The sequence below is a fragment of the Pseudomonas sp. p21 genome (assembly GCF_001642705.1).
In the GTDB taxonomy this organism is placed as follows: domain Bacteria; phylum Pseudomonadota; class Gammaproteobacteria; order Pseudomonadales; family Pseudomonadaceae; genus Aquipseudomonas.
Window position 1 is genome coordinate 16,397 of record NZ_LWBV01000007.1, and the last position, 18,016, is coordinate 34,412.

Below are 18,016 nucleotides of genomic sequence, written 5' to 3' on the forward strand. Positions count from 1 at the left end.
GTTTTAGCTCAGTTCAGCCAAGGCTCGCGCGGCATAGGCATGCGAACGCTGCCGCGACAGCGGGTCGTGGATGCGGCAGTCAATCATCAGTTCATCTGCGGCGGTCTGCTCGATCAGCGAGCGCAACCCTTCCCTTACCCGCTCCGGCCCACCGGCCACGGTGCAGGCCATGACTTGCTCAAGTACCGTGCGCTCATGGTCCGGCAGGCTCTCGACATAACCTTCCTGTGGCTTGGGCAACAGGCCGAAGCGCCCCACATGCAAGTCCAACATCCACTTGCGATGGGAGCTGGCCAGGTAGTCCGCCTCGGCATCGCTGTCGGCGGCGAACAGGTTCATGCCCACCATCACATAAGGCTTGGCCAGTTGTGCCGAAGGCTGGAAGTTGGCCCGGTAATGGGCGATGGCCTGCAGCAGGTAGCGCGGGGCAAAGTGCGAGGCAAAGGCATAGGGCAAGCCCAGTTTCGCCGCCAGGTCGGCGCCGAACAGGCTGGAGCCGAGGATCCATACCGGCACATCGTGGCTGCCAGGTACGCCACGCACCCGGCGCTTGCCGTTGTCGGCCAGATAATCGCGCAGCTCGGCGATGTCCTGGCTGAAATCACGCTCTGGTGCGGCACCACGCAAGGCACGCACGGTTGGCCCTGAGGTGCCTGGCGCACGGCCCAGCCCTAGGTCGATACGGCCTGGGTGCAGGGTGTCTAGCGTGCCGAACTGCTCGGCCACCACCAGCGGCGCATGGTTGGGCAGCATGATGCCACCGGCGCCGACGCGGATATGCCGGGTGGCGTTTGCGATTTCGTTGATGACCAGTGACGTGGCGGCCGAGCCGATGCCCGGCATGTCGTGGTGTTCGGCGATCCAGTAGCGGCTGTATTGCTGTTGCTCGACATGGCGCGCCAGTTGGCGGGACTCTTCGATCGCGTCGGCGAAGGTCTTGCCTTCGCCGATCATGACCAGGTCCAGTACGGACAGTGCAGTCATGGGGTCTCCACGGGGATTCTCGGTGACTGCCAGTTTCCCTGCTGCGCAGCCAGTGATAAACCCGGCTTCAGGCCCGGCACAGGGGCCTGCCAGTCCCCAATCAGTATTCCCAGGGCACGCCCGGTTCCCAGCTGGCTACCAGCAGGTCGATGAAGCCGCGTACCCGTGGCGACAGATGGCGCTTGCTTGGATAGACGATGCGAATCGGGTCCGCCGGCGGCCGATAGGCTTGCAGCACCTCCACCAGGGTGCCGGCGCGCAAGTCGTCGCCGGTGATGTAGGTAGGCAGGTGAATCAGCCCGAAACCCGCCCGCGCGCCATCGAGCATCGCCTCGGAGCTGTCGATGTTCAGCCGCCCGGGGTCTTCGCACAGATGCAGCCCCGCTTCGGTATGGAAGCGCCACGGCATGGTCTTTTCGCCGGCCAGGAAGGCGATCTTGTCGTGGCCATAGAGGTCGCCGGGCACCTGCGGTACGCCGCGCGCGTCCAGGTAAGCGGGCGAGGCGCAGGTGACAAACTGCTGCCAGGCCACCGTGCGGGTCAACAGTTGCGAGTCTTCCTTCGGTGCACCGATACGCACCGCAACGTCGATACCCTCCTCGACCAGGTCGACGAAACGGTCGGTGAAGCGGATATCGGCGCGCAGCTCGGGCCACTGCTTCAGGTAGCGGTCAAGCATCGGCAACACATGGCGCTGGCCGAATGACAGGGGGGCTGTCAGGCGCAGGGTGCCGGTGGGCTTGCCACGGCGCTGGGCCATGGTGCTTTCCACTTCGTCCAGGTCATCCAGAATCTGCCGCCAGCGCTCGTAGGCCACCAGGCCTTCGTCGGTCAGGCTCAGCTTGCGCGTGGTGCGATTGAGCAGGCGTACGGCCATGCGCGCTTCCAGACGGGCGATGCTCTTGCCCACCGCCGAGCGCGTCAGGCCAAGGGTGGCAGCGGCGGCGGTAAAACTGCCGGCCTTCACCGCACTGACGAAGGCGGCGATGTCGCCAAAGCGGTTGGGTTCCATGGGCGGTTCCTGAGTCCGGTGCGGCCGGCTTAGATGGGTATGAATCTGTGAAATACAAGCGGGGGCTGCTTTGCAGCCCTTCGCGGCCCCGATTACTGGTTCAGGATAATCCTTTGATGACCAGCAGATGCACCGGATAAAACAGGTAACCCCAACGTCCCACCGCAGGCACCCGCCAACCCTCATGGCGCAGCAGCGACCACCCGAGCGGAATCGCCGAGGCTGCGGCCATCAGCGTCAGCACGGTAATTGGCGCCAGCAGATGCTCCCTTAACCAGCTGTTGGTCAGATTCCCGCCCATGGCCAACAGGCAAGGCAACAACCAGGCCGCCCCTCCCTTGCTGCGCGCCATCAACCAGGCGCCCGGCAGCATCAACCCCGCCAGCCCGTACATCAACTGTTCACTGAACAGCCACCCCGCAAGCAGACTGGCAAGGCCAATCACTCGCGCCGATCTCAATGAGTGATGCACACCCCAGGCGACCAGCAACCCCAACACCAGGGTCGGCATCACGCTGAACGTTGGCGAACCACTGTCCAGCCGACGATACACAGGCTCCGACAGCCCCGCGAACACCAGCATCAGCACCACATAACGCAGGTTGCCACGGGTGTACAGCGCCTCTGCCCTGCCGCGCCCCACATTCACCGCAATCGCCAGGCAAAACAGCGGAAATGCCAACCGGCCGAGTACGAACAGGCCATCGGCATCAGGCCAAAGGATGCGTAGGTGGTCGGCGACCATGGTCAGCATCGCCGTCCACTTGACCAGGTCCAGCCCGGCTGAGCGCATGCCTCAGTGCCCGCGCTCGACTGGGCCGGCCCCCAGGTGGCGATCGGTCCAGGCAGCCAGTGGCAATGGTGGCTGCTGCTCGACGATCCGTCGCCAGATCAGCACCAGGTCGTCGCCATTGAACGCCGAGCCTGGCCCGGCACCCTTCCACATTGATGGCACATCGGCAATCCAGTGCCCCTGGCTGTCACGGTGGGCCATGCTGAAGCGGAACGTGTAGTTTCCCGGTATGCCCATACGCAGGTCGCTGACCACCAGCGCATCACCTACCTGGTCGTAGCGCAGCCAGTCATCGGTAAACCAGCGCAAGCGCTGGTGCAACGGGTGCCCGGCCAGCGCTTGCGCCAGCTGCAGATTACGCGGCAAACGCTGCATTTCTGGCGCCTGCTGGTCAAACCCGCTGCTGATGCCTTCGTAGTAATCACCATCCGGGGTTTTGGCCAGCACCCGCCAGACCAGGCTGTTGAAGGCGATCGGTACGGCACGTACCTGGCTGACGGCAATACCTTGCTGGTCGAGGGCAGCCTGAAAACGCTGCTCGGCCGCCATGCGTCCGGCCAGGCCGAAACCCAGGTAGGCTGCGCTGAACACCAAGGCCAAGGTCAGAAACCGCGTAGCCCTGCTCGTCAGCCCTTTGATGATTGCGTAGATCACCGCCGCCAGCAGCGGCACGGTGTACACCGGGTCGATGATGAACACCGCTGCCCAGCTTTCCGGGGTGGTCTGCAGGGGCCAGAACAACTGCGTGCCGTAGACCGTGAAGGCGTCGAGCAACGGGTGGGTGACCAGCACCAGCCAGAACGCCAGGAACAGCCTGGGCAAGGTATAGCCTTTGCCTGGCCAGCACGTGTTGACCAGCCAGGCCAGCAGCAAGGCCAGCCCGGTGAGCACGAACAGGGAATGAGAAAAGCCGCGGTGGTAGGTCATCTGCGACACCGGGTCGGCGTAGCGGATGATCACGTCCAGGTCGGGAACCGTGCCCAGCGCCGCGCCATACAGCAGCGAGCGGCGGCCCTGGATACGGCCGAGCACGGTGCCTTGCAGGGCGGCGCCGAGAACAGCTTGGGTGATGGAGTCCAAGGGTGGCAATCCTGAAAAGGTGGTTTCCGGAAACTACCCTCATCTCAGAACAACTGCCAGGTGTACACCAGCGTCAAGCGGTTCTCGTCGATGTCGCTGCGGTAGTTGGACCGGGCCATGGCATTGCGTACCCGAATCCCCAGCCCCTTCAGCACCCCGCCCTGCACCGCGTAACCAATGTCCAGGTCACGCTCGCGGTCACGCCCTTCATAACCCAGCCCGGTGTCGACATTGTTACCCGTGATGTAGCGCACGGTCGCGGTCAGCCCCGGTACGCCCATGGCCGCGAAGTTGTAGTCGTAGCGCACCTGGTACGAGCGTTCATCGGTATAGGCGAACTCATAGGTGGGCACTTCGTTACCCAGCGGCGAGATGTTGGCGAACACCCGTGGGAACGGGCTGTCGCCATAAATGCCCTGGTAGCCGGCATGCAAGCTGTGCCCGCCATGCCGGGCGGTAAACATCGAGAAGAACGCCTGGTTGTCGATGTTGCCGAGCAACGCATCGCCATCCTCGTGCGCGGTGAAATACCCCAGGTTGGCGCTGAGCACCCAGTTACCGACGGGCTTGCTGTGCTTGAGGCCGACAAAGCTCTGTTGGTAGATGTCCTCCAACTGCCCATACCACAGGCTGACACTGCTCTGGTTGGCATTGAACGCATAGTCCCCGCCCAGGTAGTTGAAGGCATCGCTTTCTACCTGGCGCATCGGCACATGGCCGAGCATGGGGTTCATCTTGCCGTCGCCGCCTTCGTTGCGCAGGTGGGTACTCTTCAGGTGCCCGGCCTGCATGGTCAGGCCGTCGATTTCCGCAGAGCTCAGGCTGGCGCCTTGATAGGTCGGTGGCAGCAGGCGGATGTCGCTGAAGGTCAGCACCGGCAGGTTGGGTTGCAGTTCGCCGACACGCAGTTCGGTCTTCGACAAGCGGGCTTTGAAAGTGGGTGCCAGGCGGCTGTATTCGTCGGCGGCGCGGCCGTCACCGTGCACTGGCAGCAACCCGGTGTTGGTGCGGTCGGGGCTGCTGTCGAGCTTGATGCCCAGCAGGCCCAGGGCATCCAAGCCAAAGCCGACCGTGCCCGGAGTGTAGCCGGACTTGAAGTCGAGGATGAAACCCTGGGCCCACTCCTCGGCCTTGGATTGCCGGTTGGCCCCGACAATGTCGGAGTAATCACGGCTGAAGTAGTAGTTACGGGCACTCAGGGTGGCCTTCGAATCTTCGAAGAAGCCGCCTTCGGCGGCCAGCAACGGTTGGCTGAGCAAAGTCAGGCCCAGGGCGACGCAAGGGGTGTGGTTCATTCCGAAGCTCTCTTGATCTTGTTTTTATGGGTAAAGCGTTGGAAACACAGCGGTTCATGGGGTACGAGGCAGCGCCTCCCGGGCACGTGGCTGGCCCAGCCTGAGCAGCGCATGAGCCAGCAGGCCGAACAGCAGCCCCCAGAACGCCGCCGAAAAGCCCAGGAAGGCCACCCCCGAAGCGGTGACCAGGAAGGTGAACAAACCGGCATCGCGCTCGACCGGTTCCGCCAGGCTGCGGGCCAGGGCCTCGCTGATGGCGCCATACAGGGCCAGCCCGGCCAGGGCGGCGATCAGGGCGGCGGGAAAAGCCGCGAACAGCGACATCAGCGTTGCTCCGGCGACGCCCAGCAACAGGTACAGCGCACTGCCAGCCACCGCCGCGACATAGCGCCGCCGTGGGTTTTCATGGGCTTCATGGCCGGTACACAGGCTGGCGGTGACTGCCGCCAGGTTCAGCCCGTGGCAACCGAACGGCGCCAGCGCGGCACCGGCCAGGGCACTGGCACCGATGATCGGGCTGGCCGACGTGGGGTAGCCGGCGTTGCGCAGTACCGCCATGCCCGGCATGAACTGCCCGGTCAGGGCCACCAGCACCAGCGGTAGTGCCAGGCTGAATACCGCTGCCAGGCTGAACTGCGGGGTGACCCACTGCGGTGACGCCAGCTCCAGCACCAACGCCTCGCTGCGAAACGCCCCGCTGGCCACGGTCATCACCGTGCCCACGCACAGCACCGCCGCCACGGCGTAGCGCGGCTGCACCCGGCGCATCAGCAGGTAGGTGACGAACATTGCCAGTACCAGCAGTGGTTGCACCGGCAAGGCGCGGAACACCTCGATGCCGAAGCTGAACAGGATGCCGGCCTGCATGCCGGCGGCGATGGAGCCCGGCAGGCGCGCGATGATGCGGTCGAAGGCCCCGCTGATGCCGATCAGCAACAGGACCAGGTTGGCCACCAGGTAGGCACCCACGGCCTGCTCCAGGCCCAGTAGCGGCAAGGCGGTGACCAGCAGCGCCGAGCCAGGGATCGACCAGGCGATTACCACCGGCACCCGGTAGCGCAGGCTGAGCAGCGCGCCGAGCACGGCGCTGCCCATGGACACTGCCCAGACCCAGGAGGACAGTTGCCGATGAGACAGGCCGGCGGCTTCGGCGGCGTGAAAGATGATCACCAGTGGGCCGGCGTAGGAGATCATCGTGGCGATGCAGCCAGCGACGATGGCCGACAGGGAGCAGTCCTTGATCAGGGTTTTCATGACGCTTCTCGCAAGGCAGCGGCCGGCCTTTGTGGCTGGCTCTTGTTCTGGTGTTGGCTTTTTCGCGGGTGAACCCGCTCCCACAGGGACTGCGCAGGTTTCAGCATTTGCGCCGTACCTGTGGGAGCGGGCGCGCCCGCGAAGAAGCCAACTCGGTGGCTCAGGCCTCCTGCAATGCCCGCGGCCGCCCACTGCGCTGCTCATCCGCGCTGCCCTGGGCCCGCTGCAACTGGAAGTCGAACTTCAGCTCGGCATGCCGCCCCGCCTCACCTTCGACGAACACCACCTCGCCCACCAGTCCATCCCGCGTGGCATAGGCGAAGTCGTCCCACAGGTACTTGTCCCCGGCCAGGTTGATCTGCGTGGTCAGGTGCCGGTGCCCTGGCGCCGAGATGAAGAAGTGCACATGCGCCGGGCGCTGGCCATGGCGGCCCAGCAGGTCCAGACACTCCTGGGTCGGCCCCTGCGGGTCGCAGCCATAGCCCGACGGCACGATGGAGCGCGCGCGATAGCGCCCTTCGGCATCGGTGACGATGCGCCGGCGCAGGTTGTACTCGGACTGGCTCTGGTCGAAGAACGAATAGGTGCCGCGGGTATTGGCATGCCACAGGTCCACCGTGGCACCTGGCAGCGGCCGGCCCTCCGGGTCGAGCACCTGGCCCTCCAGGTACATGAGCGTGGCCACGCCCTCCTCGCTGCCGTCGTCCATGCGTACTTCACCTTCGGCGATAGGCGCACCGGCCACGTACAGCGGGCCTTCGATGGTGCGCGGGGTACCGCCGCCCAGCCCAGCCTCGGCGTCCTTGGCATCCTGCAGCAGGTCGAGAAAGTGCTCGATGCCCAGCCCTGCCACCAGCAGCCCGGCCTCGCCGCGCCCGCCCAGGCGGTTGAGGTAGTCGACGGCATGCCAGAACTCGTCCTCGCTGATTTCCAGGTCTTCGATCAGCCGCGCGGTGTCCTGCAGCACGCACTGCACGATGCGCTTCAGGCGTGGGCTGCCGGCATCGTTGCCGAAGCCTGCGGCCTCTTCGAAGAACTGCTGCACCTCGGCAGTGTGGGAAATTTTCACGGTCATGGTGGGTCACCTCATGTTGTTGTTCTGGAATTACGCCTGCGCTGCAATGGCCTGGGCATGCCGACGGCCGCTGGCCAGGTGCACGGCCATGGCCAGCGCGGCGATCGCGCCAGGTATGGCGAAGGCGATGAAATTGAGTTGCAGGGGCAAGTTGATGCCCATCAGTGCACCACCCAGCAGCGGCCCGACGATGGCACCGTTGCGGCCGATGCCCGAGGCCCAGCCCAGCCCGGTGGAGCGCACCGACAACCCGTACATTTGCGCAGCGCCGGCATACAGCAGGATCTGGGTGCCGATGGTGGTGGCGCCGGCAATGAAGATCAGCAGGTACAGCACCGGCATCGGGCTATTGACACCCAGCAGGCTGATCGACAGCGCGGCAGCCATGAAGAACGCGACCTTGACCTTGACCAGGTTGTAGCGGTCGCCCAGCCAGCCGCCGAGGATCGCCCCAGCCATGCCACCGAAGTTCAGCGCCAGCAGGAACGACAGGCTCGAGCCCAGGCTGTAGCCGGCGTTGGCCATCAGCTTTGGTAGCCAGGAGCTGAGCGCGTAGACCATCAGCAGGCAGCAGAAGAACGCCAACCACAACGCCAGGGTACGAACGGCCAGGCCGTTGCGGAACAACTCCAGCACCGACGCCCCGCTGCCTTTGCGGTCGGCTGCCTGCAGCACATCATCCGCCTGCACGTCGCAATCCGGGTCCAGCCGCTTGAGCAGCTTGCGGGCCTCGTCGGTCCGGCCCTTGCGCACCAGGAAACCGATCGATTCCGGGAGGTGGTAGAGGATCACCGGCAACAGCAGCAGTGGTACCGCTGCGGCGAAGAACATCGATTCCCAGCCGAAACGCGGCAGCATGAAGATGCCGACGCCCGCCGAGAGCATGCCGCCGAGCGAGTAGCCACTGAACATGATCGCTACCAGCGTGCTGCGCAGGCGCTTGGGCGCGTACTCGTTCATCAGCGCCACGGCATTGGGCATCAGGCCGCCACAGCCCAGGCCGGCGATGAAGCGGTAGATGCCAAACTCGCTCGGGCTGCTGGCAAACCCGTTGAGGATGGTCGCCCCGGAGAACAAGGCGAAACAGATGGCAATGCCCTTCTTGCGCCCGATGCGGTCGGCCAGGCTGCCAAAGGCCAGGGCGCCGAACATCATGCCGAACAGCGCATAGCTGCCCAGCGCACCGGCCTGCAGCGGGGTCAGCCCCCACTCTTTCATGATGACCGGCAGTACCACGCCGTAGATGAACAGGTCATAGCCGTCGAAGATCAGCAGCAGGCCGCACCAGGCCATGACCATCCAGTGGAACGGGGTAAAGCGCGCGTTATCGATGATCGGGTGTACGTCAAGGGTTCGCATGGCATCTGTCGCTCTTGTTTTTGTTGTGAAAGAAAGCTCTTGCCTTGGGGTGTCGCTCAGCCGAGGTCACCGCCCCCTACCGGCAAGGTCACGCCGGTGATGTACGAGGCTTCGTCGGACGCGAGGAACAGAATCGCGCCCACCTGCTCGTCGATGCTGCCGTAGCGGTGCATCAGGCTGCTGTCGAGGGTCTGGTCGACGATCTGCTGGTACCAGTGCTTTTCCTGTTCGGTCTGCTCGGCACTGTTGCGCGGCACGCGCCGGGGTGGCGCTTCGGTACCGCCGGGGGCGGTGGCGTTGACACGGATGCCACGGCCGGCCGTTTCGAAAGCCAGGCACGCGGTCAGCGCGTTGACGCCGCCCTTGGCCGCGCCGTAGGGCACGCGGTTGACACCACGGGTGGCGATGGACGAGACGTTGACGATGGCGCCGCTGCCGCGTTCGAGCATGTATGGCAGTGCGGCGTGGCAGCACCAGAGGGTGGGGAACAACGAGCGGCGCACTTCGGCTTCGATCTGGTCCACTTCGTAGTGTTCGAAGGGCTTGGCCCAGATAGTGCCGCCGACGTTGTTGACCAGGATGTCGAGGCGGCCAAAAGTTTCCACCGCGCTGGCCATGACCCGCGCGCAGTCGCCATGTTGTTCCAGGTCGGCGGTGAGGGTGAGCATACCCTCGCCGGCCAGTTCGTGGACCAGTTCGGAGCGGTCCACCGCTACCACTTGCGCACCTTCGGCCTTGAGCCGCCAGCACACGCCACGGCCGATGCCCTGGGCGGCACCGGTGACCAGGGCAACCTTGCCTTGGAATCGGTTGTTCATATCCATCTCTCCGGTTCGCCACAGTTCCTGTGGGAGCGGGCATGCCCGCGAATGCGTCCGACCAGACAAAGTTCTTGAGCCTGCTGGCCTCTTCGCGGGCACGCCCGCTCCCACAGGGTCGGCGTATTACTTGGAATAAAAGGAATCAGGCCGCCGCCGCGAACTTCTCGTAGTAGAAGTTCGCCGGGGTAATGCCCTGCTCGCGCACGTACTGGCTGACCGCCTCGACCATCGGTGGCGGGCCGCACAGGTACACGTCGACATCGCCATCGTTCAGGTGGCGCGGCTCGATGTGCTGAGTCACGTAGCCCTTCTGCGGGTACTGGCTGTCCGGGTTGGCCACGCAGGCGCTGAAGGTGAAGTTGGGGATGCGCGCCGCCAGCGCCTGCAGGCGGTCGAGTTCGACCAGGTCGAAGTCGTTGGTCACGCCGTAGATCAGGTGCAGCGGGTACTCGCTACCCTGCTCGGCGATCTTCTCCAGCATCGCCGTGAACGGTGCCAGGCCGGTGCCACCTGCCAGCAGCAGCAGCGGGCGCTGGATCGGCCGCAGGTAGAAGCTGCCCAGCGGCCCGGCCAAGGTCATGCTGTCGCCGGCCTTGGCCAGGTTGGTCAGGAAGCTGCTCATCAGCCCGCCGGGCACGTTGCGGATCAGGAAGCTGACTTCGCCGTCCTTCTGCAGCGAGCTGAACGAATAGGCGCGGCTCTGCTCGCTGCCCGGCACCTTGAGGTTGACATACTGCCCCGGCAGGAAGGCCAGGCGGCTTAGGGCCTCGCCCTTGATCGACAAAGCAATGGTGCTGGCCGACAGCTGGCGGACATCGCTGATGGCGGCCTCGAAACTGGCCTGTTCGGTCTTGCACAGCTGCGACGAGGCCGGGATGCGAATGACGCAGTCGCTCTCGGCGCGCATCTGGCAGGTCAAGACGTAGCCTTCGGCGACTTCGTCTTCGCTCAGGGCGTCTTCGATGAAGTTGTCGCCCAGGTCGTAGCGGCCGGACTCGGCCTTGCACTTGCAGGTACCGCAAGCACCGTCGCGGCAGTCCAGCGGGATGTTGATGCCCTGGCGGTAGGCGGCGTCGGCCACGGTTTCATGGCCGGTGGCTTCGATGAAGCGGGTAACCCCGTCTTCGAAATTCAGTGCGATCTGGTAGCTCATGTTGCACCTCGCGGGCGAGCCGGGCCACGGCGCGTCACAGGACGCACCGGGCAGCGCTCGCAAAAACCCTGGATCAGATGTGGTAGATGTCGATGACCTGGCGCACGTAATCGTTCTTCAGCACCACCTTCTTGGCCTTGATCAGCGGCCGCTCACCGCGCAGGTCGAGGGTGTAGAAGCTGGTGCCGAAGTAACTGTCGGTGGTCTTGTAGCGGAAGCTCAGGGTGTGCCAGTTGAAGCGCACCTGGCACTCACCTTCGCCCTGCTCGACGATCTCGATGTTGCTGATGTTGTGCGAGGTGCGGGTGTCGGGCACGGTCGCACTGGAGCGCTCGGTCTTGATGCGGAACACCCGGTCTTCCAGGCCGCCACGGTTGCCGTACCAGATCAGCGAGATTTCGCTTTGTGGGTCTTCGGTAAGGGTGTCGTCATCGTCCCAGCTCGGCATCCAGAAGCTGGCATCGCAGGCGTACAGTTCCAGCCACTGGTCCCACTGGGCATCGTCGAGGTAACGCGCTTCACGGTAGAGGAAGTCGCGCACGGTTTCATACAGGCTCATTGCACGGCCTCCACGGGGATCAGTTGCTGTTCGTCCTTCAGTGCCTGGATCATGGTTTCCTGCCAGTACTTGTGCTGCAGCACGAACAGGCCTTCGTCCTCGGTGCGTACACCGGACAGCAACGGCTTGAGTTCGATCTCCCTGGCCGCCTCGTCGGCGCCCTCCACCCAGTGCGCAGCGCCGCGGGACATGTCGTTCCAGCCGGTACCGCCGCCATAGCCGGTCTGGCACGAACGGAACTCCTCCAGGTCATCCGGGGTGGCCATGCCGCTGACGTTGAAGAAGTCTTCGTACTGGCGAATGCGCTTGGCGCGGGCATCGGCGCTCTCGCCTTTCGGCGCGATGCAGTAGATGGTGATTTCGGTCTTGTTCACCGAAATCGGCCGGGCGATGCGGATCTGCGAGCTGAACTGGTCCATCAGGTACACGTTCGGGTACAGGCACAGGTTGCGCGAGTTCTCGATCATCCAGTCGGCACGGGCCTGGCCGAAGTCGGCTGCCAGCTGGTCACGGCGCTCGTAGGCCGGGCGGTCCTCGGGGTTGGCCCAGCGGGTCCACAGCAGCAGGTGGCCGTGGTCGAAGGAATAGAAGCCACCGCCCTGCTTGGCCCAGGCGCCGGCGCTCATGGTCTTGATCTCGTCACCCGCCTCGCGCTGCTTGCGTTGGTTCTGGGTGGCGGCGTAGTTCCAGTGCACCGAGCTGACGTGGTAGCCGTCGGCGCCGTTTTCGGCGGTGAGCTTCCAGTTGCCTTCGTAGATGTACGAACTGGCACCGCGCAGCACTTCCAGGCCTTCCGGTGACTGGTCGACGATCATGTCGATGATCTTGGCCGACTCGCCCAGGTGCTCGACCAGCGGCTTGACGTCGGCATTCAGGCTGCCGAACAGGAAGCCACGGTAAGACTCGAAGCGCGCCACCTTGGTCAGGTCGTGGGAACCGTCGCAGTTGAAGCTGTCGGGGTAGCCGGCGTTGCTCGGGTCTTTGACCTTGAGCAGCTTGCCGCTGTTGTTGAAGGTCCAGCCGTGGAACGGGCAGGTGTAGCTGGAGCGGTTGCCGCGCTTGTGCCGGCAGAGCATGGCGCCGCGGTGGCTGCAGGCGTTGAGGAAGGCATTGAGTTCACCGTCCTTGTTGCGCGCGATAAAGATCGGCTGGCGCCCCATGGTCAGGGTGAGGAAGTCGTTTTTCTCGGGGATCTGGCTTTCATGGGCCAGGTAGATCCAGTTGCCCTCGAAGATGTGTTTCATCTCCAGGTCGAACAGGCGTGGGTCTGTGAACATCTCACGCTTGCAGCGGTAGATGCCCTTTTCACGGTCGTCCTCGAGCAAGGCATTGAGGTAGTCGAATCCCAGGGACATGGCCAGGGTCTCCCTTGTTATTGTTTAGACCTGGTCAGGTTAGGGAGACGGCTGGCGGGGGACTATCCGGATTGTGCAGAGTATTATCCAGGTTTCCTTGTTTGCTCTATCCGCTCGAGCAAATTGAGCATGTACCTTTCATTAGCCAAAAACGATTTCATCCTCTGCTCGAGATGCTCAACCCTCTCAAGCCCAGTAATCAGCTTTTCAGATGCGATGAACCTAGGGTCACTGCTCGTTGAGGCAGGGTGCGATTTGAGATTGGCTAGCAGATTCTGTGCGTCCCTGCTTAAGCTCACTTTTACACCTTCAACCAAAGGGAGATCAGCTTTGGTGAATCTGCTTCGAAAGTTCAATTCGTCAATCCACTCACCCGAGCCCCTACCCTGATAAGCGATCAAGTCCTTGAATGTTGCACTAGGGCGATTTGCTATGTGAGACGCAAACGGTCCAATATCATTACTACTATATTCAGTGGGTTGCTTCGCTGCTGCGGCCATTGTCTTACTTGACGACGCGATTGGAGCTTTGGTATCACTTAAGCGCCTGTTGAAGTTCCTTTTCAGCGTATGCCCGCTGGGGTCGGTGTTGTTGACAGGGTCGCCGCTACAGTAGCAGTACGTATTAATCCCGCCTGCGCCAAAAGGACTAAAACTATCAGGCGCGCTGAAACGCATTAAAGGCGAGATGAAGGCACGGTAACCATCCCCCAGCAAATAGTGTGAAGTAGTCTTTTCTTTTCGTTGCCCGCAATATCGCAACACCGAAGTACACAGCTTGTCATTGTCATTTCCGTACGCGCTGTACTGTATCGAACACACGCCGCAGTTTAAGAGCCCCAGAACTGAACCTTGCATATCCGTAGCGTAAAGCGCTGTCTGGTCAGCACCACGCTGCGCCAACGCCTGTCCTGCGGCGCGCAACAGGGCCGAAGCCGCTGAGCCAGGATCTTTGACCACCGAGAGGCCTTCGGGAGAGTAGAAATATAATTGCCTCTGCGACTTCGCCATGGATGCCACCATTTATCCGAGATAGAGCAAACGGTGACTCAAGAGCAAAGCGCTCGCAACTGGCAGAAATACTAGGCGACAAGCCAAGCCCCCCTCATCCACGCCGCTTGAACGTCTGCGAAGGTAGCTCACCAAACTGCCGCCGATACACCTCGGAGAACCGTCCCAGATGCAGGAATCCGTAATCCAGGGCCAGCTCAGTCACACTGCGTACACCACAGGTTGGGTCGTTCAGGCATGCATGCACCCGTTCCAGCTTTCGCTGGCGTACGTAATGTTTGGGCGTGGTGCCCAAGTGCTGATCAAACAACGCATACAACGAGCGCAAGCTCATACACGCCTGCTCTGCCAACACCTCAGCCGACAGCTCCAGTTTCAGGTTGCGCTCAATGTACTCAAGAATGCGCTCAAGCCCCGCTTGCGGTACGCTCAGGCATTCGCGACGGATATTGGTGCTCATCAGGGTCAGCAGCTTGCTGGCGACGATCTGGCTGTAATGGCCCTGCACCCTGGGCAGCGAATCGCTCACCTCTGCCTCCTGGCAAACCATGGCCAGCAGGTTGACGAACCCGTCCAGCTCTTCCAGCCGGTAATGATTGCGCAAGAACCGCACCCCGCCATCGGGTCGCTGCCAGCGCTGTTCGTCGCAGATCGAGTCCAGTAGCCGGGTCGGCACCTTGAGGATGAATTTCTCGCAGTCTTCCGAGTAGGTCAGGTCAACCGGGTCGTCGGGGTTGATCAGCAACAGCTCGCCCGGCACCAGGTGCTGCTCGCGCTTGTGCCCGCGCCACAGGCAGTTGCCATTGAGCAACACCTGCAGGTGATAGATGGTTTCCAGTGCCGGCGAGGTAACGCGCACGCTGCCGCCGTAGCTGATGCGGCACAGGTCCAGTTCGGCGAACTTGCGGTGGCTGAGGCTGGCTTGCGGATGGGTGGTGCGGGACAGACCGATGCAATGCTGGCCTACATGCTGGTTGACATAATCAGACACAGCATAAGGGTCGGCGTGATGAAACACGCTACTGCGCTCGCTCAACAGGCGGCTTTCCATAGGCAAGGCACTCGGTATCGTTATTGTTCTGGTCGCCGCGTCCTACGGCCCGGTGGGCTGTGGTTGCGGTCGTCACGGTCATTCTATCGAGCCGGCTGCGGGTCGCGGGGGCAGGCGACAACCGGTGGATGGGCACACTTAAGCAAAAAGGCGGGGGTTGGGCAATGCAACCTTGGGAATGGATGGGCGGATAGCGGACAGACGGGACAGTGGCCGTGTTCGTTTATCGAACGGTCTTTCCTGTACCGGCCTCTTCGCGGGCATGCCCGCGAAGAGGCCGGTACAGGCTACCCGGTTTTCCCGGAACCGCTCACGTCACTGTACTGGCAGGAAGTTCATCAGCAACAGGCTTTGCGCGTAATTTAAGCCAATCCGCCGATAACGCTCATCCAGCAACTCCGCCAGCAAGTCCAGCCGCGCCACGATCTTGCCGAACTCCACAGCAAAACTCAGGTTGCTGCCCTCTTCCGAGATCTCGTTGGAGAACAATAGCAGCACGCCATTGGCATCCTGTCGCTGGCTCAACATCCAGGTGGCCTTCTCGATATTGCGCGCCGCGTTGTTGACGAACAGCGGGTCGATGGTATCGGTCATGTAGAACTCGGTACGGCCGCCGTGCGCGGTGATCAGCATGCTGCCGATGGCGTAGATGAAGGCACCGACCCGATCACCGCGAAACTCGGGGCTCAGGGCATAGCTCAAGGCTGCCAGGTCGCGACGGTTGCCCAGTTGCGGCAAGGGCTGGCGTTGTTCGATGGCGATACGGATTTGCCGCTCGGCAGTGGCAGCGTCCACGTAGCCGGACAGCTTCCACTGGTTGGGGTTGCGCAGGTACAGCTTGTTCATCAGCAGGTACAAGCTCTGCAGGTTGTCGCGCATGGACAGCGTGGCCAGGCGGTCGACGCTGGTCTGGAACAGTTCGCTGGGCTTGCCGTTGCCGAGCTGGTTGACCATGTCGCGCCCCTGCTGCTGGGTGCAGGCGCACAGGCATGTGAGGGTGCCTGCCAATAGCAGGCGGGGGAAAAATTTTGGCTTGCTTGCAACCATCGGCACCGGACAGATATTCGGCGGCCGCACCGGGGATCAGAGCGGCCTGGCCAAGCATAGAGCCCGGAAATTGGAAAAAGTGCGGTGATCGGGGGTTTTGGATACCTGTGCCGGCCTCTTCGCGGGCTTGCCCGCTCCCACAGGGACCGCACAGCCCGCAGCACCTGTGGTGAACCTGTGGGAGCGGGCAAGCCCGCGAAGAGGCTAGCGCAGGCAACACATGAATCACATGGCGTGCCGCAACATCTCCACCACCTGCGCATGCAGCGCCGGGTCACCACAGGCCACTACACACCCGCCGTTCTGCGCACTGCTGCCATCCCACGCCGTGATCACCCCGCCCGCCCCTTCGATGATCGGCATCAGCGCCTGCACGTCATACGGCTGCAGGCTCGCCTCGACGATCACGTCGACAAACCCGGAAGCCAGCATGCAGTAGGCATAGCAGTCGCCACCGTAGCGCATCAACCGTGCCTTGCCGGCAACGGCCTCGAACGCAGCCTTGCGCGCGGCGGTATCGAACATGTCCGGCGTGGTGCACATCAACGTGGCCGAGGCCAGGTCGGCACAGGCGCGGGTCTTCAACGGCGTACCGCTGCGCCAGGCGCCTTGCGGGGTGCCGACAAAGCGCTCGCCGGTAAACGGCTGGTTCATCACCCCGACCACCGGGCGCACGCCGTCGTTCAAGGCAATCAGCGTGCCCCACAGCGGCAGGCCGGTGATGAAGGCGCGGGTGCCGTCGATCGGGTCCAGCACCCAGGTAAGCGGGCTGCTGCCGACTGCCACGCCGGCTTCTTCGCCGAGGATGCCATGTTCGGGGTAACGGGCCTGGATCAGCTCGCGCATGGCGTCCTCGGCAGCCTTGTCGGCCACGGTCACCGGGTCGTACAGGCGCCCGCCCTTGTCCTCGACGTCCAGGCTGGCGCGAAAGTATGGCTTGATCGCCACAGCGGCAGCATCGGCCAACTGCTCGGCAAAGGCGCGGAATTCGCCGATCTGTTCAGCACTCAGGGACATGGGGCGGGCCTCGTGAAAATGATGGGGCCCGCATCATACCCGACACGCCGTACCGTGCCAGCCTCCGTCAGCTGCTCATGCAGCCCTGCGCGGTCTAGACTGAACAAGACCAGGTCACCGGGGGGCTGCCACACGTGGAGGTGTGAGATGAGCCAGTTCAAGCGTCTGTTCGTCATGCTTGGCCCGCAGATGCGCCATACGCCGGCGCTGCAACGCGCTGCGGCGTTGGCGGAATCCAGCGGAGCCTTGCTGGATATCAACGTGTTCGTCGACGATGTCGACACCTTCGGTTTGATGAGCGATAGCCACGAGCGTGAACGGCTGCTCAGCGACAACCGCCAATGGCTGGCGGACGAAGCCGAACAACTGGCCAACGCCGGCCTGGATGTGTCTACCGAACTGCTGCTGACCCGCGACCCGCTGGGCAGCGTGCTGGAGCGGGTCGAACGGCTGGGTTGCGACCTGCTGATCAAGGACGTGCAGCATGAACCGGTTCTCAAGCGCCTGCTGGTAACACCACTGGACTGGCAGTTGCTCAAGGACAGCCCGGTCGCCGTGCACCTTGTCAGCGATATCCGCCTGCCCCTGCCCCGGCAGATTGCCGCCGCAGTGGACCTGAACAGCCATGGCGCTGGCGAGCACCTGGATGAGCAGGTGATCCACTGCGCCCATGCCTTGGCCCTGCAGTGCAATGCCGAGTTGCACCTGCTGCATGTGTGCGACGCGGCCAAGACCCACATTGCCGACTTCGGCGCCGGTACGGTGACCATGCCCGGCTTCGATGGCAGCGTACGGACCGCCCAGCGGGCGGCGTTCAACCGGTTGGGCGACCACCACCAGATTCCGCTGGAGCGAAGGCACTTCCTGGAGGGGGCAGCGATCAAGGCCATTGCCGAGTTCGTCGGCCACAGCCGGGCGGATGTGATCGTGATGGGCAGCCACCGGCACGACGCCATGCAGACGTTCCTCGGCGGGACCACGGCGCATGTGCTGGAGCATCCGCTGTGCAATGTGCTGGCGATCAAGGCGGTCCGCTGAAGGCTGGGTAACCTGGACCGGCCTCTTCGCGGGCGCGCCCGCTCCCACAGGAGTCACCACAGGGCCAGGCACCTGGGTCCCTTGTGGGAGCGGGCATGCCCGCGAAGAATCCA

General features: G+C 63.4%; 17 protein-coding genes and 1 pseudogene. 1 reads left to right on the forward strand and 17 read right to left on the reverse strand.

Translation table 11 applies throughout. The features are described 5' to 3' along the window. Positions 1–3 precede the first annotated feature (3 nt). The 17 genes and pseudogenes from A4C63_RS19330 to hisN all read right to left on the reverse strand — a co-directional run bounded on the left by A4C63_RS19330 (position 4) and on the right by hisN (position 16,865). Positions 4–984: an LLM class flavin-dependent oxidoreductase gene (locus tag A4C63_RS19330; protein WP_063914101.1), complete on the reverse strand. Its 981-nt coding sequence runs from the start codon at positions 982–984 to the stop codon at positions 4–6. 100 nt (positions 985–1,084) lie between these two features. Further along, entirely contained in the window at positions 1,085–1,996 is a 912-nt protein-coding gene (locus A4C63_RS19335) for a LysR family transcriptional regulator (protein ID WP_063914102.1), read from the reverse strand. Between the two features lie 100 nt (positions 1,997–2,096). Next, on the reverse strand, positions 2,097–2,789 hold the full coding sequence (locus tag A4C63_RS19340) for a TraX family protein (protein ID WP_063914103.1): 693 nt from the start codon (positions 2,787–2,789) through the stop codon (positions 2,097–2,099). Positions 2,790–2,792: 3 nt separating this feature from the next. Further along, positions 2,793–3,869 carry a metal-dependent hydrolase gene (locus A4C63_RS19345; RefSeq protein WP_063914104.1) on the reverse strand — a complete coding sequence of 359 codons (1,077 nt, stop codon included), beginning with the start codon at positions 3,867–3,869 and terminating at the stop codon, positions 2,793–2,795. Positions 3,870–3,913: 44 nt separating this feature from the next. Continuing rightward, positions 3,914–5,164, reverse strand: a complete 1,251-nt coding sequence (locus tag A4C63_RS19350) for an OprD family porin (RefSeq protein ID WP_063914105.1) — start codon at positions 5,162–5,164, stop codon at positions 3,914–3,916. Between the two features lie 54 nt (positions 5,165–5,218). Next, positions 5,219–6,418, reverse strand: coding sequence for a benzoate/H(+) symporter BenE family transporter (locus tag A4C63_RS19355; RefSeq protein WP_063914106.1), 1,200 nt, complete (start codon positions 6,416–6,418; stop codon positions 5,219–5,221). Positions 6,419–6,578: 160 nt separating this feature from the next. Then, a complete protein-coding gene (gene catA, locus A4C63_RS19360; protein ID WP_063914107.1) occupies positions 6,579–7,493 on the reverse strand; it encodes a catechol 1,2-dioxygenase in 915 nt (304 codons plus the stop codon). Positions 7,494–7,523: 30 nt separating this feature from the next. Next, on the reverse strand, positions 7,524–8,852 hold the full coding sequence (locus A4C63_RS19365) for an aromatic acid/H+ symport family MFS transporter (protein ID WP_063914108.1): 1,329 nt from the start codon (positions 8,850–8,852) through the stop codon (positions 7,524–7,526). Positions 8,853–8,908: 56 nt separating this feature from the next. Then, positions 8,909–9,670 carry a 1,6-dihydroxycyclohexa-2,4-diene-1-carboxylate dehydrogenase gene (locus A4C63_RS19370; protein ID WP_063914109.1) on the reverse strand — a complete coding sequence of 254 codons (762 nt, stop codon included), beginning with the start codon at positions 9,668–9,670 and terminating at the stop codon, positions 8,909–8,911. Between the two features lie 145 nt (positions 9,671–9,815). Next, the gene (benC, locus tag A4C63_RS19375) at positions 9,816–10,826 is read right to left on the reverse strand and encodes a benzoate 1,2-dioxygenase electron transfer component BenC (RefSeq protein ID WP_063914110.1); all 1,011 of its coding nucleotides are present in this window, start codon (positions 10,824–10,826) and stop codon (positions 9,816–9,818) included. A gap of 73 nt (positions 10,827–10,899) precedes the next feature. Further along, positions 10,900–11,385 (reverse strand): benzoate 1,2-dioxygenase small subunit, encoded by a 486-nt coding sequence (gene benB / locus A4C63_RS19380; RefSeq protein ID WP_063914111.1) that lies wholly within the window; start codon positions 11,383–11,385, stop codon positions 10,900–10,902. Beyond that, positions 11,382–12,740: a benzoate 1,2-dioxygenase large subunit gene (gene benA / locus A4C63_RS19385; RefSeq protein ID WP_063914112.1), complete on the reverse strand. Its 1,359-nt coding sequence runs from the start codon at positions 12,738–12,740 to the stop codon at positions 11,382–11,384. Before benA ends, benB begins: the two co-directional genes overlap by 4 nt. Before the next feature lie 83 nt (positions 12,741–12,823). After that, the gene (locus A4C63_RS25920) at positions 12,824–13,597 is read right to left on the reverse strand and encodes an RHS repeat-associated core domain-containing protein (RefSeq protein WP_371106116.1); all 774 of its coding nucleotides are present in this window, start codon (positions 13,595–13,597) and stop codon (positions 12,824–12,826) included. Continuing rightward, positions 13,571–13,672: pseudogene (locus A4C63_RS27095) on the reverse strand (RHS repeat-associated core domain-containing protein); the annotation flags it as partial. The pseudogene A4C63_RS27095 and the gene A4C63_RS25920, both read right to left, overlap by 27 nt. A 172-nt stretch (positions 13,673–13,844) precedes the next feature. After that, on the reverse strand, positions 13,845–14,801 hold the full coding sequence (gene benR / locus A4C63_RS19395; protein ID WP_063914114.1) for a benABC operon transcriptional activator BenR: 957 nt from the start codon (positions 14,799–14,801) through the stop codon (positions 13,845–13,847). Positions 14,802–15,116: 315 nt separating this feature from the next. Next, positions 15,117–15,848 carry a hypothetical protein gene (locus A4C63_RS19400; RefSeq protein ID WP_063914115.1) on the reverse strand — a complete coding sequence of 244 codons (732 nt, stop codon included), beginning with the start codon at positions 15,846–15,848 and terminating at the stop codon, positions 15,117–15,119. Positions 15,849–16,073: 225 nt separating this feature from the next. Next, positions 16,074–16,865: a histidinol-phosphatase gene (hisN, locus tag A4C63_RS19405; protein WP_063914116.1), complete on the reverse strand. Its 792-nt coding sequence runs from the start codon at positions 16,863–16,865 to the stop codon at positions 16,074–16,076. 147 nt (positions 16,866–17,012) lie between these two features. Here hisN and A4C63_RS19410 point away from each other — a divergent pair, with 147 nt between their 5' ends. Then, positions 17,013–17,903, forward strand: coding sequence for a universal stress protein (locus tag A4C63_RS19410; RefSeq protein WP_063914117.1), 891 nt, complete (start codon positions 17,013–17,015; stop codon positions 17,901–17,903). Positions 17,904–18,016: the final 113 nt, after the last annotated feature.